Origin of the sequence: Palleronia rufa (genome assembly GCF_000743715.1) — a bacterium.
Classification (GTDB): Bacteria; Pseudomonadota; Alphaproteobacteria; order Rhodobacterales; family Rhodobacteraceae; genus Palleronia; species Palleronia rufa.
Genome location: NZ_JQEY01000004.1, coordinates 188,915 through 215,153, shown reverse-complemented (window position 1 = coordinate 215,153; position 26,239 = coordinate 188,915). Strand labels below are relative to the sequence as shown.

Sequence of the window (26,239 nt, the reverse complement as noted above, 5' to 3'; positions counted from 1 at the left end):
GCCCCCGCCTGCCTGGCGGCAGGCCCCCCGGGATATTTGCGGAAAGATGAAGGATCAGGCGAGCGTCTTGCCCAGTTTCGGCAGACGCGCGCGCTTGAGGAGCAGACGCATCGGCAGATCCTCGCCCGACAGGCGTTCGGCGGTGGCGTGGACGCTGCGGACGGTGTCTCCGATTGCCGGGTCGGGGCCGAGGCGGCGTAGGAGCTGGTCGGGATCGACGCGCTCCAACCCTTCATGCGCCAAGGTGCGGCGGGGGAAATCGCGCGCGTTGAAGGTACAGATGGCGTCCGCGCCGGAGGCTATGGCGGCAGCGAGGACGTGGATGTCGTCGGGGTCCGGCAGGTGAAGGCGCGCAAGGTCGGCGCCGCGGGGATGCGCCTCTGCGCCGGGGAAGCGGTCGCGGAGGGCGGCGATCTCTGCCCGGGCCACGGCGTCGCCCTCTGGGCCAAGCCGCGCGGCGGCGCGGGCCCACTCTTCCAGCACGCGGGGACTCCAGGCCGGGCTGTAGAGACCGCGTGCGGCGACGCCGATCAGGATCTCGCGCAGGACCGTCGGGTAGAGAACGCAGGCGTCCATGAACACTTTCACAGCCGGTAGACCAGCGCCTTGAGATAACCGGACTCGGCCAGTTGCGGCAGCAGCGGATGGTCCGGCGCGGCGAATCCGGTGTGTACGATCTGCCCCGCCCTGCCCGCCTTGCCGATCCCGGCCGTGCAGGCGGCGCGGAAAGCGGCCAGGTCAGCGGCATGGGAACAGGAGCAAAGCGCAAGATAGCCACCCGGTTCGACCAGGGGAGCGGCCGCGCGCGCGACGCGCTCATAGGCACGCAGCCCGGCGTCGCGCGCGGATTTCGACGGCGCGAAGGCAGGCGGGTCGCAGATCACCACATCGAAGCGCGCGGCTTCGTCGGCCAGCGCCGCGAGGGCCGCGAAAGCGTCGCCCTGCCGCGTGGCGAAGCGGTCCGCGACACCCGTGGCCTCCGCGCCGGCCTGCGCCAGGGACAGGGCGGGGGCGGAGCCGTCGACGGCCAGCGCGCTTTTGGCCCCGGCCGCCAGGGCCGCCAACGCGAAGCCGCCGACATGGGAGAAAACATCGAGCACCCGCGCACCGCGGGACAGCCCTGCCACCGTGGCGTGGTTGTCGCGCTGGTCGTAGTAGAGACCGGTCTTTTGCCCCCCGGTCAGGTCGGCCTTGTAGATCGCGCCGTTCATCTCGACATCGACCGGGCCTTCGACACCGCCGGCCAGCACCGCGTCGGCGTCGTCCAGCCCTTCGAGCGCGCGGGCGCGGCCGCCGGCGCCTTTCAACACGGCGTCGATCCCGGTTTCGGCCATCAGCGCGGAGACCAGCAGGTTCAGATGGCGCTCGGCCCAGGCGGCATTGGGCTGGATCACGGCGGCGTCGCCGAAGCGGTCGATGACCACGCCGGGCAAGCCGTCCGCCTCTGCGTGGATGAGCCGGTAGAACGGCCGGTCGTAGAGCCGCGCGCGATGCGACAGCGCACGGGCGATGCGGGCGCGGAGCCAGCTTTCGTCGATCCGGGCCGCCGGGTCGCGGTCGAGCATGCGGCCGACGATCTTCGAGTCCGGGTTCACCGTGACCAGCCCCATGGCGCGGCGGTCCGGGTCCTCCAGCACCGCCAGCGTGCCGGGCGCCAAAGCGCGGGTGCGCCGGTCCATCACGACCTCATTGGCATAGACCCAGGGAAAGCCGTGGCGGATCGCCTGCGGCTTGGATTTCGGCATCAGGCGGAGCGTCGGTCGGGTGTCGGTCATGGCCCCGCGATAGGCGCATTTCGCGCCAGATAAAAGCGGCCCCTGTCTGGTAGCGCTAGCGGGGCTATGTTAGGCGTGAGGCGGAGACCTGAAAGGGAGACAAGACATGCCCCTGCACGACACCATCGCCCGCGTCACCGACCGGATCGTCGCGCGGTCGCAGGCGCGCCGGGCGAGCTATCTGGACCGCATGGCCCGCGCGGCCGACGAAGGTCCGCGCCGGGCGCATCTGACCTGCGGCAACCAGGCCCACGCCTATGCCGCCATGGGCGGGGATCAGGACAGGCTCGCCACCGGACAGCAACCCAATATCGGCATCGTCACGGCCTATAACGACATGCTCTCGGCCCATCAGCCGTTCGAGCGGTTCCCCCGGCTCATCAAGGACGCGGCACGCGCGGCGGGGGCGACGGCCCAGGTCGCCGGCGGCGTGCCGGCCATGTGCGACGGGGTCACGCAGGGGCAGGTCGGCATGGAGCTGTCGCTGTTCTCGCGCGATGTCATCGCGCTCGCCTCCGGGGTCGCTCTGTCTCACAACACCTTCGATGCCGCCGTCTATCTGGGCGTCTGCGACAAGATCGTGCCGGGTCTGATCATCGCCGCCGCGACCTTCGGCTATATTCCGGCGGTGTTCCTGCCCGCCGGGCCGATGACCAGCGGGCTGCCGAACGACGAGAAATCCGCCGTGCGCCAGAAGTTTGCCGCCGGGGAAGTGGGCCGGGACGAGCTGATGGCCGCCGAGATGGCATCCTATCACGGGCCGGGAACCTGTACCTTCTACGGCACCGCCAACACGAACCAGATGCTGATGGAATTCATGGGGCTGCACCTGCCCGGCGCCTCCTTCGTGAACCCGAACACGCCGCTGCGGGACGCGCTGACCCGTGCCGGGGCCACCCGCGCGACGCAGATCACCAATCTTGGCAACGACTACCGGCCGGCGTCGCAGGTGCTCGACGAGAAGGCGTTCGTGAACGGCATCGTCGGCCTGATGGCCACGGGCGGTTCGACCAACCTGCTGATCCACCTGCCCGCCATGGCGCGGGCGGCCGGCGTCGAGTTGGAACTGGAGGATTTCGCCGAAATCTCCACCGCCACGCCGCTGATGGCCAAGGTCTATCCGAACGGTCTGGCGGATGTGAACCATTTCCACGCCGCAGGCGGACTGACCTACATGATCGGCGAGCTGCTCGACGCCGGCCTTTTGCACGACGACACGCTGACGGTGATGGGCGACGGGCTAAGGGATTACGTCAGGGAGCCGAAGCTCAAGCACGAAGAGGTCGTCTGGGAAGAGGCGGACCGCGGAACGCGCAACGACAAGATCCTGCGCCCGGTGTCGGATCCCTTCCAGAAGACAGGCGGGCTGGCGGATCTGAACGGCAACCTGGGCCGGGCGGCGATGAAGGTGTCGGCGGTCAAGGAGGAGCTTCATGTGATCGAGGCGCCCTGCCGCATTTTCGAGGATCAAAAGAGCGTCAAGGACGCCTTCAAGCGCGGCGAGTTCACAGAAGATACCGTCGTGGTGGTCCGCTTTCAGGGGCCGTCGGCCAACGGAATGCCGGAACTGCATTCGCTGACCCCGACGCTGGCGGTGCTGCTGGACCGGGGGCTGAAGGTCGCGCTGGTGACGGACGGGCGGATGTCGGGCGCGTCCGGCAAGGTGCCGTCGGCGATCCACCTGTCGCCGGAGGCGCATTTCGGCGGGCCGATCGCCAAGCTCCGCGACGGCGACGTGATCCGCGTGGACGCGACCGCCGGCACCATCGACGTCAAGGGCGTCGATCTGGACACGCGCGAGGCCGTCCAGCGCGACCTGACAGACAATTCCCACGGCATCGGCCGCGAACTGTTCGAGGTGTTCCGCCAGAATGTCGGGCTGGCCTCCAACGGCGCCGCGGTCGTTGTCTGATCCATTCGCGAAGGACCAATGCCCATGACCCCGCACGATGTCAGCCAAGCCTCGGAGGCGATCTGCCGCCTTGCCCCCGTGATCCCGGTCCTGGTGGTGGACGACCCGGCCCACGCCCGGCCTCTGGCGCAGGCGCTGGTTGCCGGGGGCCTGCCCGCGCTGGAGGTCACGCTGCGGACGCCCGCGGCCCTTGAGGTGATCGCCGAGATGGCCCGGGTCGAAGGCGGAACGGTCGGCGCGGGTACCCTGCTGACGCCCGACGACATCACCCGCGCGGTAGAGGCCGGGGCGCGGTTCGGCGTATCCCCCGGGGCGACGGACCGGCTTCTGGACGCCGCCGAGGATGCCGACCTGCCGTTGCTGCCGGGTGCCGCGACGGCGACCGAGGCGATGCGGCTTCTGGAGCGTGGCTATACGGTGCAGAAGTTCTTTCCGGCCGAGGCCAGTGGCGGCGCGCCCGCCTTGAAGGCCATCGGCGCGCCGCTGCCGCAGATCCGCTTCTGCCCCACCGGCGGGGTGAGCCCGTCCAACGTAGGCGTCTATCTGGGTCTTGCGAACACGCTTTGCGTCGGGGGGTCATGGGTCGCGCCGGCCGACAAAATGCGGGCGGGCGACTGGGACGCGATCACCGCCCTGGCGCGGGAGGCGTCGCGGCTGCCGCGCGGCTGACGCAGGTTTGGGGGCGCCGCCCCCGGCCGCCTGCGGCGACCTCCCCCGGGATATTTGGGGAAAGATGAAGGAGCGGCCCGGATCAGCCGTCGCGGTGTCGGGCGGCCCAGCCGCCGCGACGGCGCGGCACAGGCGCGGAGGCCAGCGCCTCTCGCAGGACGGTCTGCATCGGATGGTCGCGCGGCTTGTCCTGATGGCGCGACAGCAAACGGCGCAGCGCGCGGTCCGCGGACAGATCCGCCGGCAGCGACAGCGCCCAGTCCAGAAAGATCGTTCGACAATCAGCCGGTGTAATGCCGTCGATCTCGAAGCTTTCGGCGATGAGTCCCTTGGGATCCGCCGCGTCAGTGTTGCGCATGAAGCACCTCTTCCACCGCCCTGGCCCCGCGCTCGGCCCAGGCGGCGATCTCTGCGGCCAGGTCCGACATGGTCCCGACGCCGCTTTCACGCAAGAGCATCGCCTCTCCCGACGCGCCGAGGTCGTCGGGGGAGACCCCCTGCGGCGCCAGCAGCCGGACGGCGACCTGCAGGCGGTGAAAGCGCCCGTGCAGATCGGCGAGTTCCGTCGCGGTGGATTGCGCCACCAGACCGGCCCTGGCCGCGGCGGCGATCTGGTCCCGGGCGGCGCGCGCGTCCGACCTGGAGAGCAGGCCCAGGGCGCTCGCGGCAAGCTCTACCTCCGTCAGCCTGCCAGGCCCGGCCTTGAGGTCCCACGTGCCGCCCGAACGCTGGCCCGCCAGACGGTCGCGCATGGCCGAGACGTCCGCGCGCAGCCTGTCGGGGTCGCGATCCGCGGCGAGCACCGCGCCGCGCACGGCTTCGACCGCTGCACAGAGCGCGTGGGGCCCGGCAATGGCCCGTGCGCGGGTCAGGGCCAGATGCTCCCAGGTCCAGGCATCCTGACGCTGGTAGCGGTCGAAGGACGCGAGCGCGGTGGCCACGGGGCCTTGCTTGCCCGACGGCCGCAGGCGCATGTCGACCTCATAGAGGCGCCCCTGGGCCGTCGGAGCGGAGAGCGCGGTGACAAGTCCCTGGGTCAGACGCGCGAAGTAGCTGCGCGCGGGCAAGGGGCGCGGCCCGGTCGAGGTCTCCTGTCCGGCATCGTCGTAGATCACGATCAGGTCCAGATCCGACCGGGCGGTCAGCCGCCCTGCCCCGAGCGATCCCATCGCCAGAACCATGGCCCCCGCGCCGGGCGGCGGTCCGTGACGGGCGGAGAACTCCGTCACGACCACGGGCCACAGGGCGGCGACGACGGCTTCGGCCAGTTCGGCATACTGCCCCCCGGCCACGGCACCGTCGATCAGGCCCCGCAGATGATGCACGCCGATGCGGAAATGCCAGTCCCGCGTCCAGTTCCGGGCGGCGTCGAGCTTGGCCTCGTAGTCGGGCGCCGCTTCGAGCCGGCGGCTGAGACCCGTGTTCAGCGCCGCCATTCCCGGCCAGTCCGCGAAGAACTGTCCGCCCAGCACCGCGTCCAGCACCGCGGCATTGCGGGACAGGTAGGTTGCAAGCTCCGGCGTCGTTCCTGCGATATCCGCGATCAGGTCCAGAAGCTCGGGGCTGGCTTCGAAGAGCGAGAAGAGTTGAACCCCCGCCGGCAGGCCGCGCAGGAAACCGTCGAAATGGGCCAGGGCCCGCTCCGGGCGCGGGCTGGCCAGGAGGCGCGTCAGCAGCGCCGGACGGATCCGGTCGAAGATGTCGAGAGCGCGCTCGGACCGCAGCGCCGGCAGGCTGCGCCAGCCCTGAACCAGCTCGGCCTGCGCCGCTGTGAGCTCTGGGCCCTTCGCATGCGGCCGGGCGGGGGCGAAGAACGCCTCCGTCAGGTCGGCCACCCGCTCGAGACGCGCGGTCAGCTCCGTCTTCAGCGCCGCAGGGTCGCGGTCGAGGAACGCGGCCAGGCGCGCGAACCCGTCCGGGTCTTCGGGAAGCGTATGGGTCTGTCGGTCGGCGATCATCTGCAAGCGGTGCTCGACCTCCCGGTGGTCGCGGTAGTCCCGGACAAGCTGGCGCGCGGTCTCCTTCGGCACCCAGCCCGCGGCGGCGAGGCGCGCCAGCCCCTCTACCGTGCCGCGCACCCGGAGCGATTCGTCCCGTCCGCCGGCGATGATCTGCCGGGTCTGCGTGAAGAACTCGATCTCGCGGATGCCGCCGGTCCCCAGTTTCATGTCGTGGCCCTTGAGGGTGAGACGCCCCCCCAGCCCCTTGTGGTCGCGGATCCGCTGGCGCATGGCATGGGCGTCGTCGATGGCGGCGAAATCGAGATGCCGCCGCCAGATGAACGGGCGCAACCGGTCGAGGTATCGCTCCCCGGCGGCCACATCGCCCGCGCAGGGCCGCGCCTTGATGTGGGCGGCGCGCTCCCAGGTTCGGCCCAGGCTCTCATAGTAGCGCTCTGCCGCGTCCATGCCCAGGCAGACCGGGGTTACCGACGGGTCCGGCCGCAGGCGCAGGTCGGTGCGGAACACGTAGCCTTCGGCGGTGGTGTCGCCAAGCAGCGCGCAGAGCCTTCGCGTGGCCTTTACCAGCGACGCACGGGCCGTCATCACGTCACCGGGATCGTAGGCGGCTTCGTCGAAGAGGCAGATCAGGTCGATGTCCGACGAATAGTTGAGTTCGAATGCGCCCATCTTGCCCATGGCCAGCGCCACCATGCCCCCGGCGGCGGAGGCGCTGTGATCCGGCAGGCGGCCGCGGCGGGTTTCGACCTCAAGCTCGCGCTCAAGGCCGCGGGACACGGAAAGGTCGGCCAGACGGGTCAGGGCGCCGGTCACCTGGTCGAGCGACCATACCCCGCCGCAATCGCAAAGCCCGACCAGAAGGGCCACGCGCCGCTTGGCCCTGCGAAGTGCTACGCCCAGATCCACGGTGTCGTCCCCTGTCGCCGACAGGATCCGGTGCAACGTGTCCTGGGGCGCATCGTCCCAGACCTCGCGCAGCCAGTCGGCCTCCCGCTCGGCCAGCCCCTTCAGATAGGGGCTGCACCCGGAAATCCCGGCGAGCAGGTCGCGGAGTCGGGACGGCGCGTCCGAGAAGAGATCGCGCGCCTCGGCTGCCCGGTCCCGGTCATGGGGGCGCGGCGTGCGCGCGATGCTGGAGGCAAGGGAGGCCATGGCCGCACGGTCTGCCGGGTCGTCCGCCGCGTCAACCGCCCCAAAGGGAGGTCCGACGCCGCCAATGTAAAAACCTTTCACATTCCCTCTTGACCCGGCAGGCGGCCCTTCCCACCTAGATCATGTGAAAGGCATTAACATAGTCAGGAGACGATCATGACCAGCTTCGCAGACACTCCCGTACAACGGCCGAACCCTCTTGTGCGGGCAGAAACGTGGCTCGACCAGCGCGGCCGCTTCGCGTGGATCTTCGCCATGGTGCTCGGGTTCATTCTGTTCTGGCCGGTCGGGCTGGCCTTTCTTGGCTACATGGTCTGGCAGGACAAGTTCGCCATGGGCGGATGCGCGCGCAAGCGCCGGACCAACCTGCGCGGCGCCTCCGGCAACGCCGCCTTCGACGCCTACCGGGCAGAGACGATCCGTCGGCTGGAGGATGAGCAAGCCGCCTTCGAGGACTTCCTGAAGCGTCTGCGCGAGGCCCGCGACAAGTCCGAGTTCGACCAGTTCATGGAAGACCGCGCCCGCCGGTCGGACACGTCGGAGGCCTGACAGGCCGTTTGCCGATCGACCGGCCCCCGCCCCTTATCGCCGGGCGGGGGCCACACCACATGGAGAAAGCGATGTCAGAGACCTACAATCACGGCGGCCTGCCCGACCCGTTTCGCGACGCCGACTTCTACCGCGACACGGCGGTCAAGCGGGCGCTCGCCTGGGTCGTTGACGTCATCGCCATCACGGTACTGTCCATCCTGCTGACGCCGCTGACGCTGTTCACGTCGCTGCTCTGGTTCCCGCTCTTCTATCTCTGCGTCGGCATGGCCTACCGCACGGCCACCATCGCGCGCTGGTCGGGCACGCCGGGAATGCGCCTCATGTCCATCGAGTTGCGCGACGCCGGCGGAGACCGGTTCGACCTGGCCGGGGCGGGGCTGCACACGATCGGCTACACCGCGTCCGTGCTCATGTTTCCGCTGCAACTCATCTCCGCGGCGCTGATGATCGGGACGGCGCGGGGCCAGGGGCTTACGGACCTGGTTCTGGGGTCGGCGGCGATCAACCGCGCGGCGCTCGACTGAGACGATCCGGGGGGGTTGGCGCGGCCCCTGTCCCACGCTAGGTTTTCCGGATCGACCAGCCCGGAAGCCCATGCGACACACCCTTCCCATCGCGCCCCAGTTCTACGTGACCGCGCCGCAACCCTGTCCCTACCTGTCGGATCGGGTGGAGCGAAAGCTGTTCACGGCGCTCCAGGGGGAGGATGCGCAACTTCTGAATGACTCGCTGTCCAAGCAGGGATTCCGCCGCAGCCAGAACGTGCTCTATCGTCCGTCCTGCGCGGATTGCGCGGCCTGCCTGTCGGCCCGGATCCGCGTGGCGGATTTCCGGCCGTCGCGAACCCAGCGGCGGATCCTGCGGCGCAATGACGGGCTCAGGCGCAGCGCCAACTCGCCCTGGGCGACGGAGGAACAATACGATCTCTTCCGCACCTATCTCGACAGCCGCCACGCCGATGGCGGCATGGCCGACATGGACATCTTCGAGTTCGCCGCGATGATCGAGGAAACGCCAATCCGCAGCCGTGTGGTCGAGTACGGCCTGCCCGATCCCGACACAGAGCGCGCGGATCTGATGGCGGTCTGCCTGACCGACGTGCTCGATGACGGGCTGTCGATGGTCTATTCCTTCTACGACCCGTCGGATCGAAGCCGGTCTCTCGGCACCTACGCGATCCTAGATCATGTTGAGATCGCCAGAGAGGCAGGACTTCCCTACGTTTACCTGGGCTACTGGGTGCCGGGATCGGCCAAGATGGGATACAAGTCCCGCTTCGGCGCGCTGGAGATCTACAAGGGCGGTCGCTGGCAACCCCTTCGCGATCCATCCGCACACGAGGCAGAAGTTCACCCCCTCTCGACCGACCCCATTGCCGAACAGGTCGCCCGGCTGGACCTGCCAGATTCCATGTCCCGGCACGACTGAGGCGGATCAGAACCTCATCTTCAACCGGCGGATGAACTTGAACGACAGGGATCCATCCTCTTCCCAGCCGGGTTCGGCAATTTCCCAAACACCGATGTATCCATCGCTATCAAGCGGACCGGTCGCTTTTCGCTTTGGTTTGTCTCTCTGCATGAGGACAAGACCGGGATTGTCCACCAGAGCTTGCTTGAAGCCGCGCAATCGACCCGATCGGGGCTGAATGCCCTCGAAAGGGTCGCGGTAGGTCAGAGTCCTGAAGTCGGTGCGTGAGTGATGTACGACCGCCAGCCGACCCAGTCCTGGGACCGTCGCCACCCATTCGCCCCGTCCACGGACCGGGTTTAATCGCGGTGGCAGTCCCACATCAGTTCGGGAACAGGTCGGGCACGATGGTCACGATGGACGGGAACGCCCAGAGTATCCCCAGCCCCACCACCTGGATCAGCACAAAGGGGACCACGCCGCGGTAGATATGGCCGGTCGTGACTTCTTTGGGCGCCACGCCGCGCAGATAGAACAGCGCAAAGCCGAAAGGCGGTGTCAAAAACGAGGTCTGCAGGTTCACCGCAATCATGATTGTCACCCACTTCGGGTCCATCGTGCCGCCGTAGATGACGGGCCCGACGATGGGGATCACGATGTAGATGATTTCCAGAAAGTCGAGCACGAAGCCCAGCACGAAGAGCACGAGCATGACGATCAGGAAAACGACCATCTCATTGTCGAAGCTGCGCAGGAAGGTCTGGATGTATTCCTCACCGCCGAAGGAAATCACCACCAGGTTCAGAAGCTGGCTGCCGATCAGGATGGTAAAGACCATGCTGGTGACCTTTGCCGTCTCGCGCACCACCGGGGTCAGCACACCGCCCAGCCACAGGATCACGCAGGCATAGACCAGTCCGAAGATGGCGAAGAGATAGGCGGCCTGGGCGATGCTGTAGGCGACCCATTGCTCGAAGCTGGTCTGCCCCACGCCGACGCGCAGATCGAAGTTCACGCCGATCAGGATCATCAGCACCACCGCCAGCGACGCCAGGATGATGATCCGGGGGGAACGCCCGTCGTCGGCAAGCTTGCGATAGGCCGCAAGCATGATCGCGCCGCCCGCCCCAAGGGCCGCGGCCGGCGTGGGGTTGGTGATCCCTCCCAGGATCGAGCCAAGGACCGCGACGATCAGCACCAGCGGCGGAAAGACCACCCGCACCAGGTCGTTGCGGCCCAGTCGCGCCGCGGCCTCCCGCAGCGACCACAGCACCAGAAGGAACGGCAGAGCCAGGACAAGGGAGGTCACGCCGGGGCTGGTGACCGGCGAGAGCAGCGCGATGTCCGCCAGAAGCGCCAGCACCACGCCCAGCCCTCCCAGCGCCAGCGGGCGCGGATCGTCGGAGGGCGCGATCCCGCGCGCTCCTGCCAGCACAAGCGCCGCCAGCAGAAAGAACACCGCGATCCCGGTGCCGATGGGAGCGGCGCCGGCGATCATGGCGTCCCGCGCGACCACGCGCTCATCTGCCGTCAGCCGCTCGGCGCGCTGCATTCCGCCTGTCTCGTCGATGGCCGCCTGCTCGGCCACCGCGCGGTCCCATGCGCCCTGGCCGTGAAGGTCGATCATCGCCTCCTGGCAATCTGGCGACACATTGGTGCGCAGGGATGCGCCCTCCTGCTGCTGCGAAAAGGAGTCGATGGCGGTGGACTGGCTGCCGACGAGACCGGCGGCCGAGCCGATGACCACCGCGGCGACCATGGAGACGGGTACGGCCAGAAACCAGGTCAGCGCCTCATTGCGCGTGATGTATTCGCCCGTCGCGCCATCGCCGGTGACGGGCGGGGCCTTGGCCGGGTTCAACACCGCATAGCCGAATGCGTAGAGCCCGTAGAGCAGCGCGAGAAAGATGCCGGGCAGCAATGCCGCCTGGAAAAGCGTTCCCACCGAAACCACCGCCGCCTCGCCCAGATAGGTGAGCGCGTCCGAACAGCCCAGCGATTGCGCGCGGGTCTCCTGCGCGGTGGCGTAGAGATCCCCGGCAAGCGTGCCAAGCAGCACGATCACGATGGACGGCGGAATGATCTGGCCCAGTGTCCCGCTGGCCGCGATGACACCGGTGGCCAGTTCCGGCGAGTAGTTGTTGCGCAGCATCGTGGGCAGGGACAGCAGTCCCATGGTCACCACGGTCGCGCCGACGATGCCCGTTGAGGCGGCCAGGAACGCGCCCACGATCACCACCGACACCGCCAGCCCGCCCGGAAGCGGCCCGAACACCCGCGCCATCGTGGTCAGCAGGTCGTTGGCGATGCGGCTGCGCTCCAGCGTGATGCCCATGAGGACGAACATCAGGACGGCCAGCAGCGTCTCGATCGACTGGCCGGCCAGCACGCGCTCATTGATCCGGTTCACGATGAAAGAGATGTTGCGGTCCAGCGCCAGCTCCCACCCGCCCGGAAAGAGCGATTCCGAGATCCGCGGCAGGTCGGGATAGCGGAACTTGGATATCTCCTCTGACCGCACGCCATCGGCGACCAGCGCGCGAAAGCCTTCCGAACCGGTGTCGACCGCCTGGTGGATCAGGATGCCCCCAGCGTCGAGCGCCGCGATGATCCCGAAGGAGATGACCGCCGCTCCGCCGATCGCGAAAGCGACCGGGAACCCCGACAGGATCCCCCCGAAGAGGCACAGGAACACGATGATCAGGCCGATCTCGACCCCATCCAGTCCGAAGAGCATCAGGCAGGCCTCATATCAATGGGCGGCATCGGTCGCGCCGGTTTCGGTCACGTCGCGGTCGAGGTAGCGGTCCTCGGACGCCGGTCCTTCGCTCCATTCCAGAAACGAGCGGTAGAAGAAGGCGATCGCCTGCAGAAAGACCATGGCGCTGAAGACCACCAGCAGCACCTTGAACAGGAAATACGCGTTGAACCCGTTGGGCGAAAAGCCGATGGTTTCCACGTTCCAGCGCAGGATCGTCGCCTTGCGCAGCATCAGGTCCAGTTTGTCGGAGGCAGAGACCTTGGGCGTCACCAGATGGCGCCACATGAAGAACCAGGCGTACATCCAGATCAGCACGGCCATCGGGACCATGAACATCAAGCTGCCGATCATGTCGATCATCCGCTTGGTGCGGTAGCTGGCCGGGGCGTAGAGCAGATCGACGCGGACATGGCCCTTCTGCACGAAGGTATAGGCGCAGCAGAGCGCGACGATCAGCGCGTTGTAGAGCTTCAGCTCTTCCGACCACCAGCTCAGATCGAAGGTGAGCGTGGCTCCGAAGCCGAAGCCCAGTTCCGACGCGGCAAAGACCCGCTGCGAGAAGATGATGACGATCTGCTGGAGCACCATGAGCAGGCCGGCCCAGGCAAAGATCCGGCCCACCGTATTGGCGAACCCTTCGAGGCCGCGCACCGCCCCCCAGAGAAGCGCGCGGTTCCACAGCCCGAAGATCGTGAACACCAGCACCGCGGTGAATACGGCGAAGAAGAACTCCACCGATCCGCCATAATAGATGAACCGGACGAGCGATTCACCGTTCGACCAGTCCAGCCACTGGCCGGGGTGCGTGATCGTCCAGGCGATCCGCCAGAACGACATGGCGATGTTGGTCAGGACCCAGACGATAAAGTCGATCACGACACTTTCTCCAGCAGATCCCGGTCAGATCCCGGCCGCGCCGCGGGAAACCCGCCCCCGGCACCTGCGCCGGGGACGGATCGCGACGGGCGCCGGTCGCCTCAACCCAGGACGCGGTCGCGCTGTTCGCGATACAGGCCTTCGGAACGCTGGATCCAGCTCGAGGACGCACGCATGCTCTCGTTCGTAGAGGTGCGGATCTCCGAGAAGATGTCGTCGTCCATGTATCCGTCGAGCACTTCCTTGGAGGCCCTGCCGAACGCATCCCAGACCGGATCGGGGAATTCGTTGATCTGGACACCGGCCGACTGGAGCCGCTGGAGCGCGGCGCCGTTGTTCGACAGGAACTGCGCCAGGCTCCACTGATGGCTTTCCAGCGCGGCCGTCTTGATGATCGCCTGCTGGGACGGTGTGAGGCTGTCGAAGACCTCCCGGTTGGTGGCCAGGCTCAGCGCCGCGCCGGGCTCATGGAAACCGGCGGGATAATAGATCTTGGTGATCTCCTGGAACCCGGCCTTCTCGTCCGCCCAAGGGCCGATCCACTCTGTCCCGTCGAGAGCGCCGGAGGACAGCGCCTGGTAAACCTCGGCGCCGGGAATGTTCTGAACCGATGCGCCCAGCTTGCCCAGAACCTCTCCGCCCAGACCGGGCATTCTGAACTTCAGCCCGTTGAAGTCCTCCGGGCTTGTGATTTCCTTCCTGAACCAGCCGCCGGCCTGCGCGCCGGTATTGCCCGCCAGAAACGATTTCAGCCCGAAGATTTCGCCAAGCTGGTCGTGGGCCTCCATGCCGCCGCCGAAGTAGTACCAGTTCAGCGTCTCCTGCGCCGTCATGCCGAAGGGGACGGTGGTGAAAAACGCATAGGCCGGATGCTGACCCACGAAGTAGTAATCCGCGCCGTGATACATGTCCGCCTGACCGGAGGTCACCGCATCGAAGACCTCGAACGCGCCGACGAGCTCACCGGCGGCCTTGACGTCCACGGTCAGGGCGCCGTCGGTCATCGAGGTGATCGAGTCCGCGACATGCTGTGCCGCGTCGTGGACACCGGCAAGGCCGCGGCCCCAGGTGGTGACCATCGTCAAGGTACGGTTGCCCTGCGCATAGGCCGGTGCGGCCAGAGTCGATGCGGCCGCGGCGGAACCGCCCAGCGCGGATGTCCTCAGAAACGAGCGTCGGTCCATGTGTTATCCTCCCGGTTTCGCCGTCATTTCGGATGCGGCGCATTGTTGGTGGCCGAAACCTAGCCGCCCGCCGACCGGGTGAAAACACGAAACTTCGCCGATACGGCCTGAAAACATGGCAAATGGACCACAAACGACCGTGACCCATGAAGGAACCGATCACGCGGCGCGACCGGCATCCTCATCCCCGTCCGGGCGGGACCGGATCAGCCGCGCCGTGAGACCGCCCAGGAGCAAGACACTGGCCGACACCCAGAGCCACATCAGCAGGATCACCACCCCGCCCAGCGCGCCGAACGTCTCCTGGTAGGATCCGAACATGCGCACATAGGCCGCGAAGGCCGCCGTCCCGGCCAGCCAGAGCACGCAGGCCAGCGCGGCGCCGGGCAGGATCGCGCCCCATGGCGTACGCTCGCCCGCCGGCCCAACCCGATAGGTCAGCGCAATTCCCATCCCCGCGATCACCAGCAGGACGGGCCAGCGGGCCGCGTTCACCGCCCATTCCGTATCGGGCGCCAGAGGCAGCCAGCTCAGCGCGACCGGAACGCCCACCGCCACCGCGACGCAGAGCAGCACGCCTATCAGCAAACCGAAGGTCAGCGCCAGTTTCAGCGCGGTCTGACGGATGAAGCCGCGGTCGTCCTCGCGATCGTTGACGACGTTCAGCCCGTCGATGAGCGCCTGCATGCCCTTTGAGGCGGAATAGAGCGTCAGCAGCAGTCCGACCGCCGCCACCACGCCAAGGCTGTTGCCGGAACTTCCCGCCACCTGCTGTGCCTGGCCGGTGATGATCTCTGCCGCGGCTGCCGGCATGACCTGCCCAAGGACCGCCAGCGTGTCGGACACCTGGGCGGGATCGGCGACCAGCCCCGCCATGGCCATCAGCGCCCCGATACCGGGAAAGAGCGCCAGAAGACCGTAGAACGCCACACCCGCAGCGATGAGCGTCAGCTTGGTGCGGTCCATCTCTTCCTTGATCCGTCGCCCCAGTGTGAGCATCCTGGCCATGTGATCCTCCGATCATCCCTTGCCGTTCGGAAACACCCCGCCGCCGTCCGTGTTCCGAATTACGCAGCCATTGCCGTTGCCCCGCCGCGGCGCAACTTTCGATCCGAAATCCCGGCCCGTGCGACACTTTCGGCCCGCTTTCGCGGTTGACCCCATGTCGCGCGCACACTATCCGGGAAAGATCGACATGCGGGAGTGCGGCCGATGACCCTTCTTGACGTAGAGAGGCGAAACAGGCGCGCGGGCTGATCCAGCCAGCTCATGTCACGACGCGCCCCCGACCTGACCCTCGGGGGCTTTTTGTTGCGCGGATCGCGCAGAGACGGAGACGAGACAGATGACCAAGCCCATCACCGGCGCGCAGATGGTTGTTCAGGCCCTCAAGGACCAGGGCGTCGATGTCGTGTTCGGCTATCCCGGCGGCGCGGTGCTGCCGATCTACGACGAGATCTTCCTCCAGAACGAGATCCGGCACATCCTGGTCCGCCACGAGCAGGCCGCGGTCCACGCGGCCGAAGGCTACGCCCGCTCCACCGGCAAGGTGGGCGTGGCGCTGGTGACGTCGGGACCGGGTGCCACCAACGCCGTCACCGGCCTGACCGACGCGCTGATGGATTCGATCCCCATCGTCGTGCTGACGGGACAGGTTCCGACCTTCATGATCGGCACCGACGGTTTTCAGGAGGCCGACACCGTGGGCATCACCCGCCCCTGCACCAAGCACAACTGGCTGGTCAAGGACACCGACAGGCTCTCCGGCGTCATTCACGAGGCGTTCCACGTCGCGCGGTCCGGCCGCCCCGGACCGGTCCTGGTGGACATCCCCAAGGACGTCCAGTTCGCGGCCGGCACCTATACGCCGAAGGCGCGGGCCAACCTGTCGCGCTACCAGCCCCGCCTGAAGGGCGACCTGGCCACGATCGAGGCGCTGGCCGATGCGATCCGCCACGCCAAGCGGCCGGTCATCTATTCCGGCGGCGGGGTCATCAACTCCGGCAAGGCGGCCAGCCATCTGCTGCGCGAACTGGTGGAAGAGACCGGCTTTCCCATCACCTCCACGTTGATGGGCCTGGGGGCCTACCCGGCATCTGGCAAGAACTGGCTGGGAATGCTGGGGATGCACGGCCTCTACGAGGCGAATCTGGCCATGCACGGCTGCGATCTGATGATCAATATCGGCGCGCGCTTCGACGACCGCATCACGGGGCGGCTTCAGGATTTCTCACCGAACTCGATGAAGGCGCATATCGACATTGACCCGTCGTCGATCAACAAGGTCATCCATGTGGACCTGCCGATCATCGGCGACGTGGCCCATGTGCTGGAGGACCTGCTTCGGATCTGGCGCAGCCAGGGACGCGGGACCGACAAGGCCGCGCTCAAAAAATGGTGGGCGCAGATCGACGAATGGCGGGCGGTCGACTGCCTGGGCTTTACCGGATCGGACACGGTCATCAAGCCACAGCACGCGGTGCAGCGCCTTGAAGAGCTCACCCGCGGCCACGACCGCTACATCTGCACGGAGGTCGGCCAGCATCAGATGTGGGCCGCCCAGTACCTGCGGTTCGATGAGCCGAACCGCTGGATGACCAGCGGCGGCCTGGGAACCATGGGCTACGGCCAGCCCGCCGCCATGGGCGTGCAGCTGGCGCATCCGGAGGCGCTGGTGATCAACGTCGCCGGCGAGGCGTCTTGGCTGATGAACATGCAGGAGATGGGCACGATGGTGCAGTACCATCTGCCGGTAAAGCAGTTCATCCTCAACAACGAGCGTCTGGGCATGGTCCGCCAGTGGCAGGAGTTGCTGCACGGAGAGCGCTATTCCCAGAGCTGGTCCGAGGCGCTGCCCGATTTCGTCAAGCTGGCCGAGGCGTTCGGCGCCAAGGGCATCCAGTGCAAGGACCCCGCCGATCTCGACGACGCGATCCTTGAGATGGTGAACCACGACGGGCCGGTGATCTTCGACTGTCTGGTCGAGAAGCATGAGAACTGCTTTCCGATGATCCCGAGCGGCGAAGCCCACAACAAGATGCTGCTGCCCAACGCAGAGACGCAAGGCCAGATCACGGCGCCGGGCGCGGTGCTGGTCTGACAGGGCCGGACCGGGGGCATCGCCCCCGGACGCATTCGCGGAACGGCGAAAGGAGCGCGGATCGCGCTTGACGCAAAGTGAACGAGACGTCACGCTCAGGTAACGGGGGTGTGAGTTCATGCGATACCGTGTCAGTTTCGTCGCAATTCTTGGCTGCATTGCGGCCACCGGTTCACTCGCCGCGGAATGGCCGGTTCTCTACGAAAGCCCTACCGTCAGTCTCAAGACATTCGGCTACCTGCGCGCCGGGGTCGGCGGGCGTTCGGGTGGCGGGCCGCAGCGGTGCTTTCAGCTTCCCGACGCGCCGGTGAAATACCGGCTTGGCAACGAATGCGAGACATATGTCGAACCGGGCCTGATCCTGACCTTCGGCGACGCCGACGGACCGCGCGCAAGCGTCGATATCAACTACCGCGCCGCCTTTATCGGCACGGAGTACAACGACTACGACACCTGGAAGGATTACACCGTCGAAGCGTGGATCGGGCTGGACGACTTCGTGCAGGACGGGCCGCTTGCCGGTGCGAAGTTCTGGGCCGGCCAGCGCTTTTACAAGCGCCAGGACGTCCACATCCACGATTTCTTCTACTTCAACGGCACCGGCCTGGGGTTCGGGGTCGAGCAGATCGAGACCGGCTACGGTCAGCTCTCGCTCAGCTACTTCGACGAATCCACGTTCGACATGGCCAGCGCGCTGAACAACGTTACCCCCTACCGCCGGTACGAGGTGCGACTGGAGAACGAGGTTTCCGACGCGCTGACCTGGCGCGGCGCTCTCGACCTTCGGTTCGCGCGGGACGATGCCGATGTGCGTTCGGACACCGGCGGCACGCTCAACGTCGAGTCCGATATCGGTGATTGGAACAACGGCACGCTCACCGTTTCGGGCCAGCTGGGCTGGGGGGCGGGGCGCACGATGCGCTACTTCTCCGACCCAGGCGCGCCTTCGGACGCCATCGGCACGCGTCTCATCGCATCCTACCTGACCAATCGCGGCGGCGACTTCGCCATGCAGACCACCTCGGTCCTGGAGATGCAGAGCCATGAGCGCGACTGGCTGTCCTTGGGCGCCCGGCCGATCTGGCGCATCGCGGGCGATTTCCACGGCGCGATAGAGGCGGGGCTGGATCTGACCCGCGACGACGGCGAGACCGCGCGCCTGGCCAAGATCACCGGCGCGCTTCTGTGGAAGCCGGGCGGGCCGGAGTTCTTCGACCGACCGTCGCTCCGTCTCTACGCCACTTATGCCGACTGGAACGACGTGGCCCAGAGGCAGGACATCGCGCCCGTCTATGGCGGCACCGACGGCGCCACCTTCGGGGTGCAGGTCGAACACTTCTGGTAGGCCCGCCCGGCAACCGGCTTGCCCCACCCCCCGCCACCGGCGATAAGGCCCCGAACACCGGGAGAAACGCCATGACCGCATTGAACATCAAGAAGGGCTCGTCCCGGCATTCCGCCTATGACCTGCGCAACCCGAATTCCGATGCGATCGAGCGCCATACCCTGGCGGTCGTTGTGGACAATGAGGCCGGCGTGCTGGCACGGGTGATCGGCCTGTTCTCTGGGCGCGGCTACAACATCGAGAGCCTGACGGTGGCCGAGATCGATCACACCGGCCATACCTCGCGCATCACCATCGTCACCACCGGCACGCCCCATGTGATCGAGCAGATCAAGGCGCAGCTCGGCCGCATCGTACCGGTTCACGAAGTCCACGATCTGACCGTCGAAGGTCCGTGCGTCGAACGCGAACTGGCACTTTTCAAGGTCGCGGGCGAAGGCGACAAGCGGGTAGAGGCGCTGCGCATGGCGGATGTGTTCCGTGCCAGCGTCGTGGATTCCACCCTTGCCAATTTCACATTCGAGATCACCGGCAGTCCGCAGAAGATCGATGCGTTCGCGGAACTGATGCGCCCCCTGGGCCTGACCGAAATGGCGCGCACGGGTGTCGCGGCGCTCGGCCGAGGCTGATCCGGGGCGGCGCCCTGACCGGAACCCCCGCGCGGCCCGGTGCCGTCGCACCCCTGCGGCAGCGTATTGCGCGGCGGGGTTCGCCGCAACGCCCGCCGGAGGGTGCCGGGTCGGGACGCCCGGGGTTGCACCGGCAGGGACATGCCCGACCGGTGCATTGGGTTCTACCCGGCGTCGGGCGCGGCCGCGCCATCGGGCAACATGCCGCCATCGCGCGCCATGGCAAGCTCGTCCGCGTCGAGCACGCCATCGGAATTGGCGTCCATCTGCATGAACGCGTCCTCCGTCAGGTCCGGCATGGCCATCGCGGCCTCGTCATAGGTGACGACGCCGTCCATGTTGGCATCCAGTTGGGCGTCCTGCGCCATCAGCGCGGCGGGCACGAAGGTCGCCATCGCGGCGAGGGTTGCCAGGGTGGTGGTGGTTTTCATCTGGTCTTCTCCTGTCTGAAGGTTGACCGCCCGGATGTTTCCGGTCCGGCCAGACCATCCATCACGCCCTGCCCCGCCCCGTCATCCCCTGCCGCGCGCCCGCCGCACGACCGGCGCCCGGTCGCCCGAAACGGCGGGGACGGCGCGCATGGGGGCGCCGATCCAAATGCACAATCCCGCCGACGGCGGCGCCCGGCCCAGTCACGAACCCTTCGCGCGCGCCCAGCCGCCGACAGGTACGCCGCCGGGTCGTGCGCGGCTCCCCGGTTTGGAGCAGCAGATATTCGATGGCAACCATCGCACCCACGGCGCAGAGGCTGCAGGCCGTCACGTCACCGACTTCGAAAAGCGGGAGACAGCGATAGATGTGAAACCCGATCACGGACCGGCGCAGAAATTCCACCGCCAGATGATGGCCAGTCCGCTGCGGGTGGAGGCCGCGACGAAGGGCCCGCGCTGCGGAAGGACGATGCGCCAAAGCGGTGCCGCGACATGCGGAACGCCCGCGCCATGGCGTCCAGCTTCGGGTCCAGCGGCGAGACGCGCTCACGGATGTGAACCGCGACGATGGCCGCCCCGTTTACCGATAGGATGGTGATCGACGCCCCGTCGCTAAGACCGACCCAGAGATAGCAGAACACGATCAACACCGGGGCGGGCACGTTCAGGGCCACGGCGACTCACGGCCCGAAACAGCGGTTCCAGCCGCGGCACATGTCCCAGTGCGAGGCCCAGAACCATGCCGATCGAAGATCCCGCCGCGACCCGGAAGAGCGTTCACCCGATGTGAACACACGGATCGCCCTTCGCCGCCTCTGAACAGACGATGCGCCAAACGCCCGGCCGCCGGTATTTAGGCGGTGACCGGCCAAGGGGCCACGAGCCCGCCCGGCGACAGGGCGATGGTCAGGCCGTCCGGCTTTGGGGCGTACCGGGGCGCTACGGGTCGCTGGAGGTTCGCGACCGACAGCGCGATTCTCGTCCCATCGTGCGGCCCCCCGACCTTTCGGGTTGGACCCGCCTCCGGCGATCCCGGCGGGCGTCCGGTCCCCGTGTGCTCCCCAAATGCGGCACCGCCCACCAGGACGCATCCGCGGGCACCGACAGCGCCCCCTCCGCCGGACCGCGCCACCTGACCGATGTCGAGCCTTTCAGTGCCGTTCAGCAGGCCGCGACCGCGCGTTTCGTCATCACCTTGACCAGATGCGCACGGTAGTCGCCCGTTCCGTGCAGGTCCGAGATCATGTCGGACCCGTCCGGTGCAGACAGACCGTCGACGGCATCTGCGGACCAGTCGCCCGACAGCGCGTCCTCTGCCTCTGTCCAGCGGAAGACGCCGCTTTCCGAGGCGCCGGTGACCGCGACCCGGACGCCATCGCCGTATTTCGCCACGAACACCGCCGTCAGCGGGAAACGGGACGCCGGCTGGATGAACTTGGCATAATGGGCCGTCTCCGGAACCTCGACCTTGACCGCGGTGACGATCTCTCCCTCTTCCAGGGCGGTCATGAACATGCCCTCGAAGAAATCGTCCGCCGGGATCTCCCGCCGGTCGGTCACGATCACCCCACGGGAGGCCAGAACCCCCGCCGGATAGCAGGCGGAGGGGTCGTTGTTGGCCACCGATCCGCCGATGGTGCCGCGCGCGCGCACCGCCGGATCGCCGATCCGCGCAGCCAGCGACGACAGCGCCGGGTAGCTGTCTTTGGTCTCCCGCGCCACGGTGGCGTGGGTGGTCGCACCGCCGATCCAGATGCCGGAGCCGTCCTGCCGGACCCCCCGCATCTCCTCGATCGCCGTCAGCGACACGACCTTGGACGGCATCGCCAGACGCTGCTTCATGGTCGGCATCAGGGTCTGCCCGCCGGAAAAGGCAATGGCCTCTTCGGTCTTCAGGGCCTTCACCGCATCGGCGATGGATCTGGGCCGCTCGAATTCGAAATCGTACATCTCCGCTTCTCCCTATTCCGCGGCCATCGGGGTCTTGTTCATCGCCGCCCAGACCCGCGCCGGGCTGGTCGGCATGTCGATATGGGCGACCTTGTGCCCGCCGCGATTCAGCGCGTCGAGCACGGCGTTGACGACCGCGGGCGGCGAACCGATGGCCCCTGCCTCGCCGCAGCCCTTCACGCCCAGAGGATTGTGGGTGCAGGGCGTCACGCAGGAATGGTCCACCTTGAACATCGGCAGATCCGAAGAGCGCGGCATGGCATAGTCCATGTAGCTGGCCGAGATCAGCTGACCGTCCGCGTCATAGGCGCAATTCTCCATCAGCGCCTGTCCGATGCCCTGCGCCAGCCCGCCGTGGACCTGACCCTCGACGATCATCGGATTGATGACATTGCCGAAATCGTCCGCCGCGGCAAAGCCCACGATCTCGACCTTGCCGGTCTCGGGATCGACCTCGACCTCGCAGCCATAGGCGCCGGAGGGATAGGTGAAGTTGGCCGGATCGTAGAAGGCCGTCTCTTCCAGGCCCGGCTCGATGTCTTCCAGCGGGTAGTTGTGGGGCACGTAGGCGGCCAGTGTGACATCGCCCCAGGCGACCTCCTTATCGGTCCCGGCGACAGAGAACTTGCCGTCCTTCAGCTCGATGTCGCCCTCCGAGGCTTCCATCAGATGGGCGGCGATCTTCTTGGCCTTGTTGATGACCTTCTCCGCCGCGCGGACCATGGCCGACCCGCCCACCGCGATCGAGCGGGAGCCATAGGTGCCCATGCCCATGGGCCCGCGGCCCGTGTCGCCGTGAATGATGTCGACCTGGTTCGCGTCGATCCCGATCATCTCCGAGATCACCTGCGCGAAGGTCGTCTCATGCCCCTGCCCGTGTGAATGAGAGCCGGTCATCACGCTGATCGAGCCGGTGGCGTTCACCCGCACGGTGGCGCTTTCGTAAAGACCCGCCCGGGCGCCCAGCTGTCCCACCAGGTTCGACGGCGCGATGCCGCAAGCCTCGATGTAGTGGGCCAGGCCGAAACCGCGCAGCTTGCCGTTCTTCTTGGACTCCGCCGCACGGGCCTCGAACCCGGCGTGGTCGGTCATCTCCAACAGCTTGTCCATCGTCGCGTGATAGTCGCCGGTGTCGTATTCGACCGCCACCGGGGTGGCGTAGGGAAACTCCGTGATGAAGTTCTGGCGGCGCAGCTCGATCGGGCTGACGCCCAGCTCCCGCGCCGCCTGGTCCACGACGCGCTCCAGCTGATAGGTGGCCTCCGGCCGTCCGGCACCGCGATAGGCGTCCACCGGCACGGTGTTGGTGAACACCGCCTTCACGTTCACGTAGATCAGCGGCGTCTTGTAGTTGCCCGCCATGAGCGTGCCGTGCAGCCAGGTGGGGATCGACGGCGCGAAGGTCGACAGATACGCGCCCATGTTGGCGTAGGTTTCCGTCCTGAGCGCCGTGAAGTTGTTGTCCTTGTCCAGCGCCAGTTCGATCTTGGTCACGTGGTCGCGGCCGTGCGCGTCGGACATGAAGGCTTCCGACCGCGATGAGGTCCATTTCACGGGACGCCCGAGGGCCTTCGCGGCAAAGGTGCAGAACGCCTCTTCCGCGTAGTGATAGATCTTGGCGCCGAAACCGCCGCCCACATCGGGCGCCACCACGCGCAGCTTGTGCTCGGGGATGCCCAGAACGAACGCACCCATCAACAGGCGGATCACATGGGGATTCTGCGAGGTGGTGTAGAGCGTATGCTCATCATTGGCGCGGTTGTAGTCGCCCACGGCCACGCGCGGCTCCATCGGGTTGGCGATCAGCCGGTTGTTCCTGAGCTCCAGCGTGGTGACGTGATGGGCGTTCCGGATCGCCTCGTCCACCGCGTCGCGGTTGTCCTCGACGAAGCCCCAGTCGTAACAGAGGTTCGATTTAAGCTCTTCGTGCACCTTCTGCGCACCGTCCTCCAGCGCCGCCTTGAGGTCCACGACGGCCGGCAGATCGGATATGTCGGGCACGATGGCCTCGGCCGCGTCGCGGGCCTGGGCCAGCGTCTCGGCCACGACCACGGCGATCGGATCGCCCACGTGGCGGACCCGGCCTTCGGCCAGGACCGGGTGCTTGGGCTCCTGCATCACCTCTCCGAACCGGTCGGTGACCTGCCAGCCGCAGGGCACGCCGCCCACCCCCTCGAAATCCTTGGCGGTAAAGACCTTCAGCACGCCGGGCATCGCCTCGGCCGCCTCCGTGTCGATACCGTTGATCGTCCCGTGGGCGACATCGGAGCGCAGGAAATAGGCGTGGGCTTGTCCGTGCAGGTTGATGTCATCCGTGTACTGTCCCGTCCCGCTCAGGAACCGAACGTCCTCGCGCCGTTTCGTGCTGGCGCCGATACCGCCGTCTTTGGGCATGTGGTAGCCTCCCTGTGGAACGATTTTCGCAGAAAAATCGTTCTCTTATACGATAATCTTCACTCCGCCGCGACGGGCGTCACGTCCTGTCCGGACGCCGCCTGGATCGCCTTGACGATGTTGTGGTAGCCGGTGCAGCGGCAGATGTTGCCTTCGAGGTAGTGGCGGATTTCGCCCTCGCTGGGCTTGGGGTTTTCCCGAAGCAGTGCCGTGGCCGCCATCACCATGCCGGGGGTGCAGAAGCCGCATTGCAGCCCGTGGAAGTCCTGGAACGCCTGCTGCATGGTGTTGAGAGAGCCATCGGCATTGGCCATCCCCTCGATCGTGGTCACCTCCGCCCCGTCGGCCTCGGCTGCGAGGACCGAGCAGGATTTCACCGGCATGCCGTTCATGTGGATCGTGCACGCGCCGCACTGGGAGGTGTCGCAGCCCACATGGGTGCCGGTCAGTCGCAGGGTCTGGCGGAGAAAGTCCACGAGCAGGGTTCGCCCCTCGACCTCGCCGGACACCGTCTTGCCGTTCACCTTCAATTCGATCCTGTTCATCAAATCCTCCCTACGGGTCCTGTCATCACTCGGCCGACCGGCGGCCGAACCACGATTTCTTCTGCGCCGGCTCTGCGGATGCCGCATCCGCCGCCGCGGGCGCCGCCGAGGTACCGCCGCCCTCGACCCGGGCCTTGAAGTCCTCGAAGAACTGGTCGGCCATCTTCTTGGCGAAGCCGTCGATGATGCGGCTGCCCAGCTGCGCGAGCTTGCCCCCCACCTTGGCTTCCACATCGTATTCCAGCCGGGTCTGGCCCGCGCCTTCCTCCGACAGCACGCATTTCGCGCCGCCCTTGGCGAAGCCGGCCGCACCGCCCTTGCCCTCGCCGTTCAGCGTCAGGCTTTCCGGCTCGTTCATGTCTTCCAGGGTCACGACGCCCTTGAACGTCGCCTTTACCGGGCCGACCTTCTGCACCACGGTCGCGGCGAACCCGTCCTCGGGGTTTCCCGTCATCTCCTGGCAGCCGGGCACGCAGTCCTTCAGCACGTCCGGATTCAGGAGTGCCGCCCAGACCTCTGCGCGCGGGGCGTCGACGATACGGTGTCCGCTCAGCTCCATACGACGTTCTCCCCTTTTGCCGGAGGCTAGGGCGGTCCATGCGGCAAGCGATATTAGACCTATGGATAGGGTGCGCACTCGGGTGGGGCCGCACGCCGGGGGGCTGCCCCCACCTCGCGGACCGTGCCGCCGCCGCTTCCCCGCGCAAAACCTTGCCCTACGGCGGATCCGCCGCGCCCCGACCCGGCACCTTGGTCGCGTTCCGCGGCCCTTCCGCTGGCCGCCGGAATCGCCTTTCATCGCGCCATGACCCAAGGCCTCACCGTCGCAGATCTGTCGTTCTCCTATGGCGCCCGGCGGGCGCTGGACGGGGTATCCTTTGCCTGTGCGCCGGGCAGGTTCACGGCTCTTCTGGGGCCGAACGGGGCCGGCAAATCCACCTTGTTCGCGTTGCTCACCCGGCTGTTCACCACCCCGTCCGGCACGGTGACGATCGCCGGTCACGACCTGTCGCGCCATCCGCGCCGCGCGCTGGGCCGCATGGGAATCGTGTTCCAGCAGCCGACGCTGGACCTGGATCTGACCGTGCATCAGAACCTGCACTATTTCGCGGCGCTCCACGGCCTGTCCGGGCGCGATGCCCGCGTCAGGATCGACCGGAGCCTCGACCGCCTTTCCATGGCCGAGCGCGCGGGCGAGCGGGTCCGCGACCTCAACGGCGGCCACCGCCGGCGGACGGAACTGGCCCGCGCCCTGATCCACGCGCCGTCCGTGCTGCTGTGCGATGAGCCCACGGTGGGGCTGGACGCGGCCTCCCGGCACGCGATCACGGCCCATGTGCACGACCTGGCGCGCGACGGGCTGACGGTGCTCTGGGCCACCCACCTGACCGATGAGATTCGCCCCGACGACCACCTCCTGGTCCTGCACCAGGGCCGCATCCTGCGCGACGGCACAGCTTCGCGGATCGCCGAAGGCGTGGACCTGTCCGACAGGTTCCTGGCGCTGACCGGCGCGCCCGACGCTGCGGACCGGGTCGGTCCATGAGACGGGAGGGATCGGCGTCCGCGCGGACCCGCCGCGGTCGCGGACCT

22 protein-coding genes are annotated in these 26,239 nt (G+C 67.3%); 9 read left to right on the top strand and 13 right to left on the bottom strand.

Features of this window, described 5'->3' with window-relative positions:
• Positions 1 to 54: 54 nt before the first annotated feature.
• A complete protein-coding gene (locus tag KW83_RS08395; RefSeq protein ID WP_235191384.1) occupies positions 55 to 576 on the bottom strand; it encodes an RSP_2648 family PIN domain-containing protein in 522 nt (173 codons plus the stop codon).
• An 8-nt stretch (positions 577 to 584) separates the two neighbouring features.
• The gene (locus KW83_RS08390; RefSeq protein ID WP_036177287.1) at positions 585 to 1,775 is read right to left on the bottom strand and encodes an RSP_2647 family RNA methyltransferase; all 1,191 of its coding nucleotides are present in this window, start codon (positions 1,773 to 1,775) and stop codon (positions 585 to 587) included.
• Between the two features lie 106 nt (positions 1,776 to 1,881).
• On the opposite strand from KW83_RS08390, the gene edd reads away from it, so the two are divergent.
• Positions 1,882 to 3,687 carry a phosphogluconate dehydratase gene (edd, locus tag KW83_RS08385; RefSeq protein WP_036177285.1) on the top strand — a complete coding sequence of 602 codons (1,806 nt, stop codon included), beginning with the start codon at positions 1,882 to 1,884 and terminating at the stop codon, positions 3,685 to 3,687.
• An 18-nt stretch (positions 3,688 to 3,705) separates the two neighbouring features.
• A complete protein-coding gene (gene eda / locus KW83_RS08380) occupies positions 3,706 to 4,356 on the top strand; it encodes a bifunctional 4-hydroxy-2-oxoglutarate aldolase/2-dehydro-3-deoxy-phosphogluconate aldolase (RefSeq protein WP_036177282.1) in 651 nt (216 codons plus the stop codon).
• 82 nt (positions 4,357 to 4,438) lie between these two features.
• On the opposite strand, the gene KW83_RS08375 is transcribed toward eda, so the two are convergent.
• The gene (locus KW83_RS08375; RefSeq protein ID WP_036177280.1) at positions 4,439 to 4,714 is read right to left on the bottom strand and encodes a hypothetical protein; all 276 of its coding nucleotides are present in this window, start codon (positions 4,712 to 4,714) and stop codon (positions 4,439 to 4,441) included.
• The gene (locus tag KW83_RS08370) at positions 4,701 to 7,469 is read right to left on the bottom strand and encodes a [protein-PII] uridylyltransferase family protein (RefSeq protein ID WP_036177278.1); all 2,769 of its coding nucleotides are present in this window, start codon (positions 7,467 to 7,469) and stop codon (positions 4,701 to 4,703) included. The genes KW83_RS08375 and KW83_RS08370 overlap by 14 nt, the downstream gene beginning before the upstream one ends.
• Positions 7,470 to 7,625: 156 nt before the next feature.
• Here KW83_RS08370 and KW83_RS08365 point away from each other — a divergent pair, with 156 nt between their 5' ends.
• From KW83_RS08365 to KW83_RS08355, 3 genes are all read left to right on the top strand, one after another.
• Entirely contained in the window at positions 7,626 to 8,018 is a 393-nt protein-coding gene (locus KW83_RS08365; RefSeq protein WP_036177275.1) for a DUF2852 domain-containing protein, read from the top strand.
• A 71-nt stretch (positions 8,019 to 8,089) separates the two neighbouring features.
• A complete protein-coding gene (locus KW83_RS08360; protein ID WP_036177273.1) occupies positions 8,090 to 8,545 on the top strand; it encodes an RDD family protein in 456 nt (151 codons plus the stop codon).
• 70 nt (positions 8,546 to 8,615) lie between these two features.
• Entirely contained in the window at positions 8,616 to 9,449 is an 834-nt protein-coding gene (locus KW83_RS08355) for an arginyltransferase (RefSeq protein ID WP_036177270.1), read from the top strand.
• A gap of 364 nt (positions 9,450 to 9,813) precedes the next feature.
• Here the strand turns inward: KW83_RS08355 and KW83_RS08350 are convergent, their stop codons facing one another.
• The 4 genes from KW83_RS08350 to KW83_RS08335 form a co-directional block, all read right to left on the bottom strand.
• The gene (locus tag KW83_RS08350; RefSeq protein ID WP_036177268.1) at positions 9,814 to 12,168 is read right to left on the bottom strand and encodes a TRAP transporter large permease; all 2,355 of its coding nucleotides are present in this window, start codon (positions 12,166 to 12,168) and stop codon (positions 9,814 to 9,816) included.
• 15 nt (positions 12,169 to 12,183) lie between these two features.
• Positions 12,184 to 13,068 (bottom strand): TRAP transporter small permease subunit, encoded by an 885-nt coding sequence (locus KW83_RS08345; RefSeq protein ID WP_051928367.1) that lies wholly within the window; start codon positions 13,066 to 13,068, stop codon positions 12,184 to 12,186.
• A gap of 101 nt (positions 13,069 to 13,169) precedes the next feature.
• Entirely contained in the window at positions 13,170 to 14,252 is a 1,083-nt protein-coding gene (locus KW83_RS08340; RefSeq protein ID WP_036177266.1) for a TRAP transporter substrate-binding protein, read from the bottom strand.
• A 159-nt stretch (positions 14,253 to 14,411) separates the two neighbouring features.
• Positions 14,412 to 15,260, bottom strand: coding sequence for a YihY/virulence factor BrkB family protein (locus KW83_RS08335; RefSeq protein ID WP_051928366.1), 849 nt, complete (start codon positions 15,258 to 15,260; stop codon positions 14,412 to 14,414).
• A 337-nt stretch (positions 15,261 to 15,597) separates the two neighbouring features.
• On the opposite strand from KW83_RS08335, the gene KW83_RS08330 reads away from it, so the two are divergent.
• From KW83_RS08330 to ilvN, 3 genes are all read left to right on the top strand, one after another.
• A complete protein-coding gene (locus KW83_RS08330; protein ID WP_036177264.1) occupies positions 15,598 to 17,352 on the top strand; it encodes an acetolactate synthase 3 large subunit in 1,755 nt (584 codons plus the stop codon).
• 118 nt (positions 17,353 to 17,470) lie between these two features.
• Positions 17,471 to 18,697, top strand: coding sequence for a carbohydrate porin (locus KW83_RS08325; protein ID WP_036177261.1), 1,227 nt, complete (start codon positions 17,471 to 17,473; stop codon positions 18,695 to 18,697).
• Positions 18,698 to 18,768: 71 nt separating this feature from the next.
• Positions 18,769 to 19,326 carry an acetolactate synthase small subunit gene (gene ilvN / locus KW83_RS08320; protein ID WP_036177260.1) on the top strand — a complete coding sequence of 186 codons (558 nt, stop codon included), beginning with the start codon at positions 18,769 to 18,771 and terminating at the stop codon, positions 19,324 to 19,326.
• A 164-nt stretch (positions 19,327 to 19,490) separates the two neighbouring features.
• On the opposite strand, the gene KW83_RS08315 is transcribed toward ilvN, so the two are convergent.
• From KW83_RS08315 to KW83_RS08290, 5 genes are all read right to left on the bottom strand, one after another.
• Entirely contained in the window at positions 19,491 to 19,757 is a 267-nt protein-coding gene (locus KW83_RS08315; protein WP_036177252.1) for a hypothetical protein, read from the bottom strand.
• Positions 19,758 to 20,918: 1,161 nt separating this feature from the next.
• Entirely contained in the window at positions 20,919 to 21,707 is a 789-nt protein-coding gene (locus KW83_RS08305; protein ID WP_036177248.1) for an FAD binding domain-containing protein, read from the bottom strand.
• 12 nt (positions 21,708 to 21,719) lie between these two features.
• Entirely contained in the window at positions 21,720 to 24,101 is a 2,382-nt protein-coding gene (locus KW83_RS08300) for a xanthine dehydrogenase family protein molybdopterin-binding subunit (protein WP_036177246.1), read from the bottom strand.
• 59 nt (positions 24,102 to 24,160) lie between these two features.
• Entirely contained in the window at positions 24,161 to 24,646 is a 486-nt protein-coding gene (locus KW83_RS08295) for a (2Fe-2S)-binding protein (RefSeq protein ID WP_036177244.1), read from the bottom strand.
• A 25-nt stretch (positions 24,647 to 24,671) separates the two neighbouring features.
• Positions 24,672 to 25,205 carry a CoxG family protein gene (locus KW83_RS08290; RefSeq protein WP_036177242.1) on the bottom strand — a complete coding sequence of 178 codons (534 nt, stop codon included), beginning with the start codon at positions 25,203 to 25,205 and terminating at the stop codon, positions 24,672 to 24,674.
• Between the two features lie 246 nt (positions 25,206 to 25,451).
• On the opposite strand from KW83_RS08290, the gene KW83_RS08285 reads away from it, so the two are divergent.
• Positions 25,452 to 26,192 carry an ABC transporter ATP-binding protein gene (locus tag KW83_RS08285; protein WP_036177236.1) on the top strand — a complete coding sequence of 247 codons (741 nt, stop codon included), beginning with the start codon at positions 25,452 to 25,454 and terminating at the stop codon, positions 26,190 to 26,192.
• Positions 26,193 to 26,239 lie beyond the last annotated feature (47 nt).